At 64.8% G+C, this 14,860-nt stretch carries 13 protein-coding genes; 4 read left to right on the top strand and 9 right to left on the bottom strand.

Features of this window, described 5'->3' with window-relative positions; genetic code table 11:
• Position 1 precedes the first annotated feature (1 nt).
• Together DN387_RS11100 and DN387_RS11095 are read left to right on the top strand one after the other, a co-directional pair.
• A complete protein-coding gene (locus DN387_RS11100; protein ID WP_043862313.1) occupies positions 2-940 on the top strand; it encodes an MlaD family protein in 939 nt (312 codons plus the stop codon).
• Positions 937-1,545, top strand: a complete 609-nt coding sequence (locus tag DN387_RS11095; protein ID WP_043862312.1) for an ABC-type transport auxiliary lipoprotein family protein — start codon at positions 937-939, stop codon at positions 1,543-1,545. Before DN387_RS11100 ends, DN387_RS11095 begins: the two co-directional genes overlap by 4 nt.
• Here DN387_RS11095 and DN387_RS11090 read toward each other — a convergent pair.
• The 6 genes from DN387_RS11090 to DN387_RS11065 form a co-directional block, all read right to left on the bottom strand.
• Positions 1,527-2,756, bottom strand: a complete 1,230-nt coding sequence (locus tag DN387_RS11090) for a nucleoside recognition domain-containing protein (protein WP_054916019.1) — start codon at positions 2,754-2,756, stop codon at positions 1,527-1,529. The genes DN387_RS11095 and DN387_RS11090 overlap by 19 nt on opposite strands.
• A gap of 202 nt (positions 2,757-2,958) precedes the next feature.
• Positions 2,959-4,290, bottom strand: coding sequence for a glutamate/aspartate:proton symporter GltP (gltP, locus tag DN387_RS11085; protein ID WP_054916020.1), 1,332 nt, complete (start codon positions 4,288-4,290; stop codon positions 2,959-2,961).
• Positions 4,291-5,018: 728 nt separating this feature from the next.
• Entirely contained in the window at positions 5,019-5,489 is a 471-nt protein-coding gene (locus DN387_RS11080) for an inhibitor of vertebrate lysozyme family protein (protein WP_054916021.1), read from the bottom strand.
• Between the two features lie 2 nt (positions 5,490-5,491).
• Entirely contained in the window at positions 5,492-5,656 is a 165-nt protein-coding gene (locus DN387_RS11075; RefSeq protein WP_009401691.1) for a DUF1328 domain-containing protein, read from the bottom strand.
• A 57-nt stretch (positions 5,657-5,713) separates the two neighbouring features.
• Positions 5,714-5,995, bottom strand: coding sequence for a hypothetical protein (locus tag DN387_RS11070; RefSeq protein WP_043862308.1), 282 nt, complete (start codon positions 5,993-5,995; stop codon positions 5,714-5,716).
• A gap of 173 nt (positions 5,996-6,168) precedes the next feature.
• Positions 6,169-7,002 (bottom strand): BON domain-containing protein, encoded by an 834-nt coding sequence (locus tag DN387_RS11065; RefSeq protein ID WP_043862307.1) that lies wholly within the window; start codon positions 7,000-7,002, stop codon positions 6,169-6,171.
• Between the two features lie 207 nt (positions 7,003-7,209).
• Between DN387_RS11065 and algB the strand changes: the two genes are divergently transcribed.
• Both algB and DN387_RS11055 read left to right on the top strand, forming a co-directional pair.
• Positions 7,210-8,556: a sigma-54-dependent response regulator transcription factor AlgB gene (gene algB / locus DN387_RS11060; RefSeq protein ID WP_043862306.1), complete on the top strand. Its 1,347-nt coding sequence runs from the start codon at positions 7,210-7,212 to the stop codon at positions 8,554-8,556.
• Positions 8,557-8,564: 8 nt separating this feature from the next.
• Positions 8,565-10,340, top strand: coding sequence for a KinB sensor domain-containing domain (locus tag DN387_RS11055; RefSeq protein WP_173925029.1), 1,776 nt, complete (start codon positions 8,565-8,567; stop codon positions 10,338-10,340).
• 42 nt (positions 10,341-10,382) lie between these two features.
• Here DN387_RS11055 and DN387_RS11050 read toward each other — a convergent pair whose 3' ends face one another.
• The 3 genes from DN387_RS11050 to DN387_RS11040 form a co-directional block, all read right to left on the bottom strand.
• Complete coding sequence (locus DN387_RS11050) at positions 10,383-12,002, bottom strand: EAL domain-containing protein (protein WP_043862304.1); 1,620 nt, start codon at positions 12,000-12,002, stop codon at positions 10,383-10,385.
• A 75-nt stretch (positions 12,003-12,077) separates the two neighbouring features.
• Positions 12,078-12,854, bottom strand: coding sequence for an N-acetylmuramoyl-L-alanine amidase (locus DN387_RS11045; protein WP_043862303.1), 777 nt, complete (start codon positions 12,852-12,854; stop codon positions 12,078-12,080).
• A gap of 64 nt (positions 12,855-12,918) precedes the next feature.
• The gene (locus DN387_RS11040) at positions 12,919-14,853 is read right to left on the bottom strand and encodes a GGDEF domain-containing protein (RefSeq protein ID WP_054916022.1); all 1,935 of its coding nucleotides are present in this window, start codon (positions 14,851-14,853) and stop codon (positions 12,919-12,921) included.
• Positions 14,854-14,860 lie beyond the last annotated feature (7 nt).

Here is a 14,860-nt window from a genome sequence, read left to right as displayed (position 1 = left end):
AATGGAAACCCGCGCGCACCATGTGTTGATCGGGCTGGTCACCGTGCTGGTGGTGGCCGGCGCCATGCTGTTCGGCCTGTGGCTGGCCAAGTCGAGCGTCGACAGCACCTTCAAGGACTACGAGGTGGTGTTCAACGAGGCCGTCACCGGGCTGTCCAAGGGCAGTGCGGTGCAGTACAGCGGGATCAAGGTGGGCGATGTGATCAGCCTGCGCCTGGACCCCAACGACCCCCGCCGGGTGCTCGCGCAGATCCGCCTGAGCGCCGAGACCCCGATCAAGCAGGACACCCAGGCCAAGCTGACCCTGACCGGCGTCACCGGCACCTCGCTGATCCAGCTCAGCGGCGGCACCCCGCAGAGCCCGCCGCTGGAAGGCAAGGGCGGCCGGCTGCCGGTGATCGTCGCCTCGCCATCGCCGATTGCGCGCCTGCTCAACAACAGCAGCGACCTGGTGACCAACATCAACCTGCTGCTGCACAACGCCAACCGGCTGTTCTCCGAAGAGAATGCCACCCGCCTGGGCGCCACCCTGGCCAACCTGGAGCAGACCACCGGCGCGATTGCCGGGCAGCGCGACGACATCCGCCTGGCCATCCAGCAGATGGCCCAGGTGGGCAAGCAGGCCGGCGCGGCGCTGGAGCAGACCAGCCAGCTGATGCGCAACGCCAACAGCCTGCTCGGCAGCGACGGCAAGCAGATCGTCAACAGCGCCGACCAGGCCATGCAGTCGCTGGCGCGCAGCACCGCCACCATCGACGCGTTGCTCACCGACAACCGCGAGGCGATCACCAGCGGCGCCCAGGGCTTCAACGAACTGGCCCCGGCGATCCGCGAACTGCGCGATACCCTGACTGCCTTGAAGGGCATCTCCCAGCGCCTGGAGGCCAACCCCAGCGGTTACCTGCTGGGCCGCGACAAAAACAAGGAGTTCACCCCATGAGCCGCCCCTGCCGCACCCTCGCCCTGGCCGCGCTGCTGAGCCTGAGCAGCGCCTGCTCGATCCTGCCCAAGGCGGAGCCGGCCGACGTGTACCGCCTGCCGGCGGCGCAACCGGTGCGCAGCAACGCCGCACCCGTGGCCTGGACCCTGCGTATCAACAAGCCGCTGGCCAGCGAGATCCTCGGCACACCGCGCATTGCCGTGGTGCCGGCAGGCAACCTGATCAGCAGCTACAAGGGCGCACGCTGGGCCGACCCGGTGCCGGCACTGCTGCGCAACCGCATGCTCGACGCCTTCCAGCGCGACGGCCGGGTACAGCGGGTAAGTGCCGACGACGCCAACCTGCAGGCCGACTACGAGATCGTCGGCGAACTGCAGGCGTTCCAGAGCGAGTACAGCGATGCCGGGCTGGCAGTAGTGGTGCGCCTGGATGCGCGACTGGTGCAGGGGCGTACCCAGCGCGTGCTGGCCAGCCACAGCTTCGAGGTGCGCCAGCCGGTGGCGCAGACCCAGGTACCGGCGGTGGTCGGCGGCTTCGGCCAGGCCACCGACCGGCTGATGGCACAACTGGTGGACTGGACCGTGGCTCAGGCGAAGAACCAGTAGCACACCGCGATGGCCGCCAGCACCCCGGCCAGCTCGGCCAGCAGCGCGCAGCCCACGGCGTGGCGTGCGCGCTGGATACCCACGGCGCCGAAATACACCGCCAGTACGTAGAAGGTGGTTTCGGTGCTGCCCTGGATGGTCGCGGCCACCAGTGCCGGGAAGCTGTCCACCCCGTGGGTCTGCATGGTCTCGATCAGCATGGCCCGCGCCGCGCTGCCGGAGAACGGCTTGACCAGCGCGGTGGGCAGGGCATCGACGAAACGCGTGTCCCAGCCCAGCCATTCGATGACATGACGAATGCCGTCCAGGCCGAACTCCAGCGCCCCCGAGGCGCGCAGCACGCCGACCGCGCACAGCATCGCCACCAGGTAGGGCAGCAGGCTCTTGGCTACGTCGAACCCTTCCTTGGCACCTTCGACGAAGGTTTCGTACACCGGCACCCGCTTGAATGCGCCGATCAGCAGAAACAGCATGATCAGGCCGAACAGCGTGAGGTTGCCCAGGATCGACGACAGGGTGGCCAGCGCGGTGGCCGACAGGCCCGCCAGCAGCGCCATGAAGCCGCCCAGCAGCAGCGCGCCGGGCACCATGTAGGCGAGCACCACCGGGTCCCACAGGCGCAGGCGCTGCATCACCGCCACCGACAGCAGGCCCACCAGGGTCGAGGCGCTGGTGGCCAGCAGGATCGGCAGGAACACCAGGGTCGGGTCCATAGCGCCTTGCTGGGCGCGGTACATGAAGATGGTCACCGGCAGCAGGGTCAGTGACGAGGCATTGAGCACCAGGAACAGGATCTGCGCGTTGCTTGCCGTGGTGGAGCTGGGGTTGAGTTCCTGCAGGGCGCGCATGGCCTTGAGGCCGATAGGCGTGGCGGCGTTGTCCAGGCCCAGGCCGTTGGCGGCGAAGTTCAGGGTGATCAGGCCCAGCGCCGGGTGGCCGGGCGGTACCTCGGGCATCAGGCGACGGAACAGCGGGCCGAGTACCTTGGCCAGCCAGTCGACGATACCGGCCTTTTCGGCGATCTTCAGAAAGCCCAGCCACAGGGTCAGGGTACCGAACAGCAGCACCATGACGTCGACCGAAAGCTTGGCCATGGCGAAGATGCTCTCGACCATGGCGGCGAAGATGCCCGCGTTGCCACCCACCAGCCACTGCACCAGTGCGGAGAGGGCGGCCACCACGAAAAAGCCGAGCCAGAGGCCGTTGAGCATTGGTCGTTTCCCTTGCAAGTTGGAGCGCATGATAGCGGGGTGGGTAGGCAGACGCCATAAACGGCGGCGGCCCATTCGCCGGCAAGGCCGGCTCCTACAGGTTCGGCGTCGTCTGTAGCAGCCGGCCTTGCCGGCGAAGCTTCTGGCAGGCAACAAAAAGCCCCGACGGGTCGGGGCTCTTGTGTTTCAGGCCGTCAGCAGCTTAGTGCTGAGCGGTCTCGCCAGCCGGCGCCGGGGTCTTGCTGCGCCAGTGCGGCAGCGAGTTCCAGTACGCCTGGCCCTTGGCATCGTCATACATGCCTTCCCAACGCGAGATGACCAGTACCGCCAGGGCGTTGCCGATCACGTTCAGGGCGGTACGCGCCATGTCCATGATGCGGTCGACACCGGCGATGAACGCCAGGCCTTCGAGCGGGATGCCCACACTGCCCAGGGTCGCCAGCAGCACCACGAACGATACGCCCGGCACACCGGCAATGCCTTTGGAGGTGACCATCAGGGTCAGCACCAGCAGCAGTTGCTGGCTGATCGACAGGTCGATGCCGTACAGCTGCGCGATGAAGATCGCCGCGATGCTCTGGTACAGGGTCGAACCGTCCAGGTTGAACGAGTAGCCGGTCGGCACCACGAAGCTGCAGATGGCCTTGGGCGAACCGTAGGCTTCCATCTTCTGGATCACGCGCGGCAGCACGGTCTCGGAGCTGGCGGTGGAATAGGCCAGGATCAGCTCGTCCTTGAAGATGCGCATCAGTTTCAGGATCGAGAAACCGAACAGGCGGGCGATCAGGCCCAGCACCATGAAGGCGAAGAAGGCGATGGCGAAGTACACCAGCAGCACCAGCTTGGCCAGCGGCAGCAGCGAGGCGAAACCGAAGTTGGCCACGGTCACCGCAATCAGGGCGAACACGCCGATCGGGGCGTAGTTCATGATCATGTGGGTGACCTTGAACATGGCTTCCGACACGCCCTGGAAGGTTTTCACCAGCGGGTCGCGGATGTCTGCCTGCAGGCTCGACAGGCCCAGGCCGAACAGCACCGAGAAGAAGATGATCGGCAGCATCTCGCCACGCATCAGCGCTGCAAAGATGTTCGACGGGATCAGGTTGAGGATGGTCTCGATGAACGCATGCTCATGCTGCACCTCGGCGGCGGTGGCCTGGTACTTGGAGATATCCACGGTGCCCAGGGTGCTCATGTCGATGCCGGCGCCCGGGTGGAACAGGTTGGCCAACACCAGTCCGACCACGATCGCGATGGTGGTCACCACCTCGAAATAGATGATGGTCTTGAGGCCGATACTGCCAAGTTTCTTCGCATCGCCAACCCCGGCGATACCCACGACCAGCGACGAAATCACGATCGGGATGACGATCATCTTGATCAGGCGAATGAAGATGTCACCTGCCGGTTGCAGGACGTTACTGATCCACCATGCCTTTTCTGCACTGAAATGGTTCAGCAACGCCCCGATGGCGATCCCCAATACCAGACCGATGAGGATTTGCCAGGCGAGGCTTAGTTTTGCCTTCTTCATGTCGTTACCCTTTGTTCAAGTGGACACGGTCACTGCCTTGAAACCTGCATTCTAGAGCCGCTGAAAGCGATTCCCTGGAGTTTTCATGGTGCAGGCAATGCGCCGTAGAAGGTCACCGCAAGTGAGCGCAAGGGGCGCTCGGACCAGCGAAAAAGGCGCAACTATTCCGATGCAGGCGCACTGAGTCTAATGCCGTAAATGACTACCCTATGCCGAATCGGCATGATCTTTTTGGCATGAAACGGACGTCCCAGCGGCAGAAAACCTACCCGTTCGGAATCCCGAATAAGGCCAAAGCGCCATGATTAGGCCGATACAGCGGTATCCACAAACCGGCAAAACAGCGTTGTTCGACAATCCGAATGCGTGAAAAACGTCATTTGGCAGGTCAAAGAAGTCAGGAATTTTTTTGATGGGTGGTCAGCCGTCTGGCCGATCTGTCACTTTCAAGCGGGGAAATGCATCAGGCTTGCGCCGGGTGCACAAGTCTGACCGGGGGCTGCCCTGGCGGCATGCGACCCCGGTCCACGACTGTGTTGCCGTTTACCACCCTGACCCGGCCCATGAAGGAGGTACTCCCTGTACCCCTAGGCCCCTCCGATCCTGTAGCAATCAGAGCAGCCCGGCCCCCTGGTCATGCGTCCGCTCTCCTCGAGCGGGCGCAGCATAGAAACTGGAACAGGCAAAAGGTTCAGCTTCCATGGCGATACTGATGCGTCCGGCGACACTCAGTAGTAGTTCGGGTCTTTCTTCAGCTGCTCTTCGAGCATCTGTTTCATGCCGTCATCCGGCTCGCCCAACCAACGCTTGTCGGTGTGACGGCTGGGTGACTTGTCGGCAGGCAGGCCGGCGGGTACCTGGACCCACAGCGCGTATGCCTCATCCTTGTCCCAGCTGAAGGCCACGATAAGACGGCTGCTGTCGCAGCTCTGCTCGGTCTCGCACAAGGGGCCGACCAGATACTTGTCGCCGTCTTCCTCGATCGCCGTCATCTGCTCGGTGGAAGCACCACTGAGGTTGATGACCCAATCGGGCAGCCGCTCCTGCTTTTTGACCACTTTCTGCCAGGTTTCCCGGTACTCGGGGTCCGAACCAAGCAGTTGGCTGGTCCGGACCTGGCCGTCATTGGCCGCCATCGCCGCTGTACAGGCCCCCACCATCAAGGCGCCTGCCAGGGCTCTGTAGAGCGTCCCTTTCATAGTCAACCTCTACCGCGACGACCGAAGAAGAAGGAAGCGACGAACAGTACCAGGAAGACAATGAAGAGAATCTTCGCGATACCGGTAGCGGCGCCGGCGATACCACCGAAGCCCAGTACGGCAGCGACAATGGCGATGATCAGGAAGGTGATGGCCCAACTTAACATGGTGTTTCTCCTTACCGTTTTTGAAAGCGGTTGTGTCAGATGTGGGGCATTGCTCGGTCAGAACACCCAGCGTTCCTGCGGCACGACGGTTTCCACGGTGGCCGCATCGACCGAGTGGGTACGTGGCGCGGTCCTGGCTTCCAGCATCGAAGCACGCGTGGCCTGCACATGGGCCACGTGATAAGCCTGTACGGACATCTGGTTGGCGATCTGCTTGGACTGCCAGATGCTGTACATCTGCCCTGCAACCAGGGTCAGAAGCGCCGCCAGGCAGAGAAACAGCAACTGGCGTACGTGAAGCGGGGAAATCTGCACTAGGGCGGCGGTTAACAGGTTCATGCCGGGCTCCTCTGCTGCATCGTTGTTATTGACTGATAGAGTCATTGCAGCCTGCATGCCAGCTTTTGAAATCAAATAAAACGCTTATAAATCAACATCTTAGGTATGTACCGAGGGCAGCTGCAGGACGCATCCTGCACGATGCCCCCCAGGGCCTCGTGCGATTTGCACGATCAGCCCTCCACCTTGATCGCCACCTTGAGCATGTCGGCGTCCACCCCGCGCACGCCGCGGATCTGGCGGGCAATCTCCTGGGCGATGGTCTTCTGCTCGTTGCTCATGACTTCCCCGGACAGGCGCACCACGCCCTCCTGGGTCGCCACCTTGATGTTGGGCCCGTCCAGGTTGCGGCTATATAAGAAGCTGGTCTGCACCTTGTCGTTGATCCACGCGTCGCTCTGCACCTCGGCCGCTGCCGCAGCGGCCTGCTCGCGGGCCTGGGCCGGGTCGCTCACGCCCAGGCTGATCAGGTTGTTGACCAGGTACACGCCATCGGTAGAGGCCGCCACGCTGCCGGCCATCTGCTTGGCCTCTGCGCTGGTCACCCGCCCACGCAGGGTGACCACCCCGGCCCGGCTGTCGACTTCGATGGGCAGGCCCTGGGTCTGGCTGCTCCACAGCAGGCGGGCGCGGATAACCGCCCCCAGGGTGGCGTCCTCCAGGCGCTGGGCATAGGCGCGCCGTTGCAGGGTTTCATCCACAAGCTCGGGGTTGACCTGCAACTGGTTGTCGACCTGCTCGATGCCGGCGGTGGCCAGTGCCACCTGCGCCGCCAGCTCGCGCTCCACCTCGTTCTCCACCTCGCCCTGCAGGCGGGCGGTCTGACCCTGGATGGCCACTTCGATCTTGAACGGGTTGAGCAGTCGGTTGAGCGCCAGGGCGGTCTGCAAGGCGCCTTCCTGACGGGCCTGCTGCAGGCCGGGTTCGGCCGCCGAGGCGCTGGTGACACCCAGCGGGGTGAGCAGAAGTGCGGCAGTCAGAACTGCCAACGGGCGTATTGCACGCATGATGAAGCCTCCTGTTGGTCAGAAGGAACATCATCGCAATCGTTGTGCCAGTGCTCAAAAAATAAACAAACTCATTATTTTCAATGAGTTAGTCATATTCGCAGCAGGGAGCTAGCATGCAGGGCGCGGAATCAATCAGAATCGACCATGCAACTTGCCCGATTTTTCCGAGACTAACCAAGAACATTCTTAAAGGAGCGTAGGAAAATGGAATCTGCCACGGAACATCAGGGCCGCATTCTGCTGGTAGACGACGAGTCCGCAATCCTGCGTACCTTCCGCTATTGCCTGGAAGATGAAGGCTACAGCGTGGCCACGGCCAACAGCGCCGCCCAGGCCGAAACCCTGTTGCAGCGCCAGGTGTTCGACCTGTGCTTTCTGGACCTGCGCCTGGGCGAGGACAACGGCCTGGATGTACTGGCGCAGATGCGTATCCAGGCGCCGTGGATGCGCGTGGTCATAGTGACCGCGCATTCGGCGGTCGACACCGCTGTCGATGCAATCCAGGCCGGCGCCGCCGATTACCTGGTCAAACCGTGCAGCCCCGACCAGCTGCGTCTGGCCACTGCCAAACAACTGGAGGTGCGCCAGCTCTCGGCGCGTCTGGAGGCCCTGGAAGGGGAAGTGCGCAAACCCAAGGACGGCCTGGATTCCCACAGCCCGGCCATGATGGTGGTACTCGAAACCGCGCGCCAGGTGGCCAACACCGACGCCAACATTCTGATCCTTGGCGAGTCCGGTACCGGTAAGGGCGAGCTGGCACGCGCCATTCATGGCTGGAGCAAGCGCTCGCGCAAGGCCTGCGTGACCATCAACTGCCCGTCGCTGACGGCCGAACTGATGGAAAGCGAGCTGTTCGGCCATAGTCGCGGGGCATTTACCGGGGCCAGCGAAAGCACCCTGGGCCGGGTCAACCAGGCCGACGGCGGCACGCTGTTTCTCGACGAGATCGGCGACTTCCCGCTGACCCTGCAACCCAAGCTGCTGCGCTTCATCCAGGACAAGGAATACGAGCGGGTCGGCGACCCGGTCACGCGCCGCGCCGACGTGCGGATTCTGGCAGCCACCAACCTCAACCTGGAGGACATGGTGCGCGACGGGCGTTTTCGCGAAGACCTGCTGTACCGTCTGAACGTGATTACCCTGCACCTGCCGCCGCTGCGCGAACGCAGCGAAGACATCCTGACCCTGGCCGACCGCTTCCTGGCCCGCTTCGTCAAGGAATACGCGCGCCCCGCCCGAGGTTTCAGCGACGAGGCCCGCGCCGCGCTGCTCAACTACCGCTGGCCGGGCAACATTCGCGAGCTGCGCAACGTGATCGAACGGGCGAGCATCATCTGCCCGCAGGAGCGGGTCGAGGTCAGCCACCTGGGCATGGCCGAACAACCCACCAGCAACGCGCCGCGGGTGGGGGCTGCATTGAGCCTCGACGAGCTGGAGCGCGCGCACATCGGTGCAGTGCTGGCCACCAGCGACACCCTTGACCAGGCCGCCAAGACACTGGGCATCGATGCCTCGACGCTGTACCGCAAGCGCAAGCAGTACAACCTGTGAAGCTGGCGATGAAGCTGCGCACGCGGCTTTTTCTCAGCATCTCGGCGCTGATCACCGTGGCCCTGCTGGGCCTGATTCTGGGCCTGGTCAGCGTGCAGCAGATGGCCAGCTCGCAGCAGAAGCTGATCAGCGACAACTCCTACATCCTCGACCTGGGCCTGAAGCTGCGTCAGAACCTGGGTGAACAGCTGTCCCTGCTGCTGGACCCGGACAGCGAGGTGCAGGCGCTGCAACCGCTGCAGGACAAGTTTCAGCAACTGCTCGACGAGGGCCTGAGCCATGAACGCCAGGCCGAGGGGTTTGCGGGTTTCAGTACCGCCAACCGTGATTACCAGGCCTTCCTCAAGGCCTTTCGCGACAGCCCCGAGCCCAGCCGCAACCTGGGCCCGGACCAACCCCTGGGCGAAGCCTTCAACCAGTTGCGCACCGACCTGATCGACTCGCACAAGCAGGCCCTGGCGCATATCAACCACAGTGAACAGAAGGCCCGCGAACGTGCCCTGCTGGTCTCCAGCATGCTGGGCCTGCTCGGGCTTGCCGTGCTGGTGCTGGGTTTCATCACTGCCCACGGCATCGCACGCCGCTTCGGCCAGCCGATCGAGGCGCTGGCCAAGGCCGCCGACCAGATCGGCCAGGGCAACTTCGAGGTCACCCTGCCGGTAACCCCGGCCGTGGAGATCAACCAGCTCACCCGCCGTTTCGGGCTGATGGCCGAGGCACTGCGCAAGCATCAGGCCACCAATGTCGACGAACTGCTGGCCGGCCAGCAGCGCCTGCAGGCGGTGCTCGACAGCATCGACGACGGCCTGCTGATCATCGACCGCGAAGGCCATCTGGAACACCTCAACCCGGTGGCCCAGCGCCAGCTGGGCTGGGACGCCAGCCGCCTGGGCCAGGGCCTGGGCAAGGCGCTGCAACGCCCGGAGCTGGACGACCAGCTGCGCCTGATATTGCGTGGCGGCAGCCTGGACCGCGTGCCGGACGACCTGAGCCTGGAAATAGATGAAGAAACCCGCCTGCTGGCCTACAGCCTGACCCCGGTGTGCCATCCACAGGGGCAGATCCTGGGCGCGGTGATGGTGCTGCACGACGTCACCGAGCAGCGCGCCTTCGAACGGGTGCGCAGCGAGTTCGTGCTGCGCGCCTCCCACGAGTTGCGCACCCCGGTGACCGGCATGCACATGGCCTTCGGCCTGTTGCGCGAGCGCCTGACGTTTCCAGCCGAGAGCCGCGAGGCGGACCTGTTCGACACCATTGGCGAGGAGATGCAGCGGCTGACCCAGCTGATCAACGACCTGCTCAACTTTTCGCGCTACCAGAGCGGCTTGCAGAAGCTCGAACTGCAACCCTGCGCGATCGACGAGTTGCTGTCGCGGGCCCGCGAGCGCTTCGCAACGGCGCTGGCCGACAAGCAGATCGAGTTGCGCGTGGAGCTTGCCGCGCCACTGCCGCGCATCCAGGCCGACCCGGCGCAACTGGACCGGGTGCTGGACAACCTGCTGGACAATGCCATCCGCCATACGCCGGTGGCGGGCAGTATCCGCCTCAATGCCCGGCGGCATGCCGAACGGGTGATCATCAGTATCGAGGACAATGGCGAAGGCATTGCCTATGGCCAGCAGGGGCGGATTTTCGAGCCCTTCGTGCAGGTTGGGCGCAAGAAAGGCGGTGCCGGGCTGGGCCTGGCACTGTGCAAGGAGATCGTGCAGTTGCATGGCGGGCGCATGGGCGTGTACTCACGGCCAGGGCAGGGCACGCAGTTCTACATGGCGCTGCCGGTGTAACCGCCTTCGCCTGCAGGCGCCAGCCTTGCTGGCGAAGGGGCGCTACGCCTCGTCATCGATCCGCCGCGGCCCCAGCCGCCGCCCCCGGGTCACCAGCTCGACGAACTGGCGCGCACTGAGCGGGTGCGCGAACAACCAGCCCTGGCCATAGTTGACCCCCTCGCTGTTGAGCAGCAACGCCTGGTCCTCGTACTCGATACCCTCGGCGATCACCCGCAACTGCAGGGCGTGGGCCATGCGGATGATGTGCGGGGCCACGCCGCTGCTGGCCGCGTCGTGCCCCAGGGCATCGATGAACGCCTTGTCGATCTTCAGGCAGTCCACCGGCAAGGTCTGCAGGTAGGCCAGGCTGCAATAGCCGGTACCGAAGTCGTCGATCAGCACCTGGTGCCCCACCGCCCGCAATGCCTGCAGGTTGTCCCGCGCCACCACCACGTCGATCAGCCCGCGCTCGGTGACCTCGAAGGCGATCTGGCTGGCCGACACATGGTGCAAGGCCAGCAGGCGCGCCGCCACCCGGCCGATGCGCGGCACCATCACATCGCACGCCGCCAGGTTCACCGAGATATACAACTGGCGGTTGGCGCGCAGCAGCTGGCCCAGCTGTTCGAGCACACGCTGCAGCACGAAGTCGGTGATCTGGCGGATCTGCCCGGTGTTCTCCGCCAGCGGGATGAACAGGTCGGGGCTGGTCAGCGTGCCGTCGGGGCGACGCCAGCGCACCAGGGCCTCGGCGCCCACGCAGCGCCGGCTGGCCAGCTCGAAGATCGGCTGATACAGCACCTGCATTTCGCCACGGCGCAGCGCGCCCTGCAGCTCCGAGCTCATCGAACGGCTCTGGCGCACCAGCTGCAGCACCAGCCAGCCGATGCACCAGGCCAGCAGCAGGCTGCCGGGGAACAGCAGCCAGAGCACGCCGTTCATCTTCAGCGACAGGCTTTCGCGCGGGGTGATCAGCACCAGCTGGTAGTCAGGCGATTTGGTGGGCATGCGGTATACCAGGCGATCGGGCAGTTCCATCAGGTCCACCCTGGGCGGTGGCGGCCACTGGTCGCCGGGCGGCCAAGGCTGCTCCGGGCCCAGTACCGGCACGGCACGCGCGCCGTGGTCGAGCACCACCAGCAGGCTGCCACCGGGCGGCAGGTCGACCACGTCGGTCAGGTGCCCGCGCGACGTCGACACGCGAAAGTGCCCACGCCCCAGCACCAGTGCGGCGCGGTTGTCGTCGGGTTCGGTGGTGGTATTGAGCCAGTAGCTGTAGGTGGGGCCCTGAATGTCCGGTGCCCGCAGCGGGTCGAAGTTGCTGCTGCCCAGCCGGTTGGAGCACGACTGCGTGCCGTCGAGGTAAGTGGCCTCGAACACGAAGCGGTTGTCGAAGGTCACCTGCTGCAAGGCTGCCTGCATCGCACTGCTGCACCCGCGCAGGGGCTGTGCCTGAAGGGCGTCGACGCTTTCGCGCAGTTGGCCGAAGATCTGCTCCAGGCGTTCGAGAAAGCGCTCGCCCTTGGCGTTCATCTGCGCGCTTTCGCGCTGCTGCACCTGGTGCATGGCCACGCCGAGGCTGGCCAGCAGCAACAGGGTTGCACTCGCCGTGGCCGCAAGCGTGGCCAGCAGCCAGGGTCGATAGAGGAGGCGACGCAACGTGGCAAGGGCAGGCGACATCAAGAATCATCCCGTTGAATACCATGAGGTATAGCAACTGCCGGACGAATCAGCCTGCCCGTTGGGCGGTACCGCTCAGCGCTGGCTGTTCAGCACCTGCAGAATCGCGGCAGTCTGGGCATCCGGCTGGCCGTCGAACAGCTGTGGCCGAAAGCGCATCTGGAACGCTGCCAGTACATGCCGGGTGCTCACGTCCAGCTCGCCGGTCTGCTCGATGGCGTAGCCAAAGCGCGCCAGTTGCTGCTGGTACCAGGTGATGCTTGGCGGGTTGACGTCAAAGCGCGCGCGCTGCTGCGCCACCGCCTGAGCGTTGGGCCAGACGCCAAGGCCGGCGTCGGCCAGGCGTTTCCAGGGGAACATCGGGCCCGGGTCGAGCTTGCGCAGGGGCGCGATGTCGCTGTGGCCGATGATGTGTCGCGGCTGGATGCCGTTGCGCTGCACGATGTCCTTGAGCAGTACGATCAGCGCCTGGATCTGCGCCTCGCTGTAGGGGTGCCACACGCGCCCGGTGGGGGTGTCGGTGAAGCCCGGGTTGACGATCTCGATGCCGATGGAAGTGGAGTTGAGCCAGGTCCGGCCCTCCCACTGGCTGTCGCCGGCATGCCAGGCGCGACGACTTTCATCCACCAGCTGATAGATGGTTGCCGGGTTGTCGCCGATCAGGTAATGGCTGCTGACCTCACCGTGGGTCAGCAGGGCCAGCGAGCGCTCGAGGTTGGCATTGGTGTAATGCAGCACCACGAACTGGATGCGGTTGTCCTGGTTGACCGAGGGGTGGCTACGGTCGATCTTCAGGCCGGTGGCGCAACCGGCCAATGTCAGCATCACAAGCGCGGTAAGGAAGGCTTTCATGGAAATGGGGCAGGGCCTGGGCAGTCGGTAATGCAATAGCATAACGTATCCTGCGCAAACCCGTTCACCCCTGTTCGACGCGGTTGCGACCCAGGTGCTTGGCGCGGTACAGCGCCTCGTCGGCGCGCTTGAGCACTGCGTCGCTGCGCTCGCCGGAGCGGAACGCGGTGATGCCGATGGACAGGGTGATGGTCACCCGTTCGCCCTTGAAGTGGAACGGGCAGGCTTCGATGGCGCCGCGCAGCGTCTCGGCCAGCTCGATGCCGCTACCCAGCGCGGTCTGCGGCACCAGCAGGACGAACTCCTCGCCGCCGAAGCGGGCGATGAAATCGCGGCTGCGCAGACGCTTGCGCAGCTCGTTGGCAACGATCTTGAGCACCTTGTCGCCGGCCTGGTGGCCGTAGCTGTCGTTGATGCGCTTGAAGTGGTCGAGGTCGAGCATGGCCATCAGCAGGTGGCCGCCGTTTTCCTGCCAGGCGAGCATTTCCTGCTCCAGGCGCTCGGCCCAGGCGGCGCGGTTGGGCAAGCCGGTGAGCGGGTCAATCAGGGCCTTCTGGCGCTGTTCTTCAAGGTGCTCGCGGTAGCCCAGGGCTTCCTGCTCCATGCTCGCGACCCGCTCGGCCAGGCCTTGCAGGCGGCTGGCCAGTTCCTGCTCGCGCAGGTCACGCTGATGCTGGTGCTCGTCCATAGTGCCGAGCAGGCCCTCGAGGCGGTTCTCGAGGATGTGCTTGAGACTGTCGAGGTCGGCAGCGCCCTGCACGCTGCTTTGCAGGCCGTCGACCTGTTCGCGCAGCTGGGTATTGAGGTCGCGGGCGACGGAGCTGTTGTCGGCATGCCCTTCGCTGGCCTCCTGCAGGTGGCTCTGGAACGTCTCGAGGCGCTCGTTGAGCTGTTGCAGGTAGGCTTCGAATTCATGCTGGCCGCTGTCGGTGATGGCCAGCATCAGTACCGCCAGGTCATCCAGCACCGGCAGCAGCTCGTACCAGTTCAGCCCGTGCTCCAGGCGCTGACGCACCGCCAGGGCCTGGGGCTTGTGGCGTTCGGGCAGGGTCAGATCGTCGAGCAAACCGAGCAGGGTCTGCTCGATATGGGTGGCGACGGAGCTATAGGAAGGCTCGGTGCCGTCGGGGAGGGCGTAGAGGAGTTCTTCGGGGGTGGGTTCGGGTGCCCCATCGACTTCGACAGCGTCCGCGTGCTCGGTCAGCACCGGGGCAGGCGTGGGTGGCGGTGTGAGCGCTGGGGCCTCTTCGCCAGCAAGGCTGGCGCCTACAGTGTAGGAGCCGGCATTGCCGGCGATGGGCTGCGCAGCAGCCTCGGCGTCCTCTGTGTCGACCAAGGCTTGGGGCTCGGGCAACGGCTGCAGTTCATCCACATCCGCCGCAGCCGGCGCAGGCTGCTCATGCACAGGTTCAACCGCTGCTTGCGCCACCGGCTCCAGGGCCTGCGTTTCGGGTTGAGCGACCTGCGTCTCTTCTTCACGCCCGCCAAACAAGCGCTGCAGAAACCCCGGCTTGCTCGCCTCTTCTGGGTGCTCCAGCACCGCCAGCGCCTTGCCCTGCAAGCCACTGAGCTCGCTCAGCAGCAACGGCATCTCGCGTGACTGGCTGGCCCGCGCATCCAGCTGCTTGGCAAATTTCTTCAGTGGTCGGCTGACCTCGCTGGGCAACGGCAGCTTCTGCAACTGGGCCACCAGCGCGTTGAGCGCGGTGCCTACCTGGGCGATCCGGGTTTCACGGCGCTGCTCGGAATCGAGCACGGCCTTTTCCAGACGCGGGATCAACCCGGCCAGGGCGGCGTCCATGTTGTCGGTACGGATGACCTCGCGCATTTCCTTCATGCACTGGTCTACCGCGCGGTCGCTGCCTTCGGCCGCCAGGGTGCTGCGCACCAGGCCGCGGCGCAGCAGGTCGAGACGGGCGTCCCACCGGCGTTCGAGCTTTTCCTGCTGCTCGATGCTCTTGAGGTATTTTTCTTTCCAGCGTTGAGCTTCGTCGGTCATGCCAAGG

The organism is Pseudomonas sp. FBF18 (assembly GCF_024261405.1).
Taxonomy (GTDB): Bacteria; Pseudomonadota; Gammaproteobacteria; order Pseudomonadales; family Pseudomonadaceae; genus Aquipseudomonas; species Aquipseudomonas palmensis.
The sequence above is the reverse complement of the archived record's forward strand: the minus strand, read 5'-3'. Positions and strand labels throughout refer to the sequence as shown.

Coding starts and splice junctions, on each gene's coding strand:
- DN387_RS11100 (WP_043862313.1), top strand. CDS start 2: ATGGAAACCCGCGCGCACCATGTGTTGATCGGGCTGGTCACCGTGCTG.
- DN387_RS11095 (WP_043862312.1), top strand. CDS start 937: ATGAGCCGCCCCTGCCGCACCCTCGCCCTGGCCGCGCTGCTGAGCCTG.
- DN387_RS11090 (WP_054916019.1), bottom strand. CDS start 2,756: ATGCTCAACGGCCTCTGGCTCGGCTTTTTCGTGGTGGCCGCCCTCTCC.
- gltP (WP_054916020.1), bottom strand. CDS start 4,290: ATGAAGAAGGCAAAACTAAGCCTCGCCTGGCAAATCCTCATCGGTCTG.
- DN387_RS11080 (WP_054916021.1), bottom strand. CDS start 5,489: ATGAAAGGGACGCTCTACAGAGCCCTGGCAGGCGCCTTGATGGTGGGG.
- DN387_RS11075 (WP_009401691.1), bottom strand. CDS start 5,656: ATGTTAAGTTGGGCCATCACCTTCCTGATCATCGCCATTGTCGCTGCC.
- DN387_RS11070 (WP_043862308.1), bottom strand. CDS start 5,995: ATGAACCTGTTAACCGCCGCCCTAGTGCAGATTTCCCCGCTTCACGTA.
- DN387_RS11065 (WP_043862307.1), bottom strand. CDS start 7,002: ATGCGTGCAATACGCCCGTTGGCAGTTCTGACTGCCGCACTTCTGCTC.
- algB (WP_043862306.1), top strand. CDS start 7,210: ATGGAATCTGCCACGGAACATCAGGGCCGCATTCTGCTGGTAGACGAC.
- DN387_RS11055 (WP_173925029.1), top strand. CDS start 8,565: ATGAAGCTGCGCACGCGGCTTTTTCTCAGCATCTCGGCGCTGATCACC.
- DN387_RS11050 (WP_043862304.1), bottom strand. CDS start 12,002: ATGTCGCCTGCCCTTGCCACGTTGCGTCGCCTCCTCTATCGACCCTGG.
- DN387_RS11045 (WP_043862303.1), bottom strand. CDS start 12,854: ATGAAAGCCTTCCTTACCGCGCTTGTGATGCTGACATTGGCCGGTTGC.
- DN387_RS11040 (WP_054916022.1), bottom strand. CDS start 14,853: ATGACCGACGAAGCTCAACGCTGGAAAGAAAAATACCTCAAGAGCATC.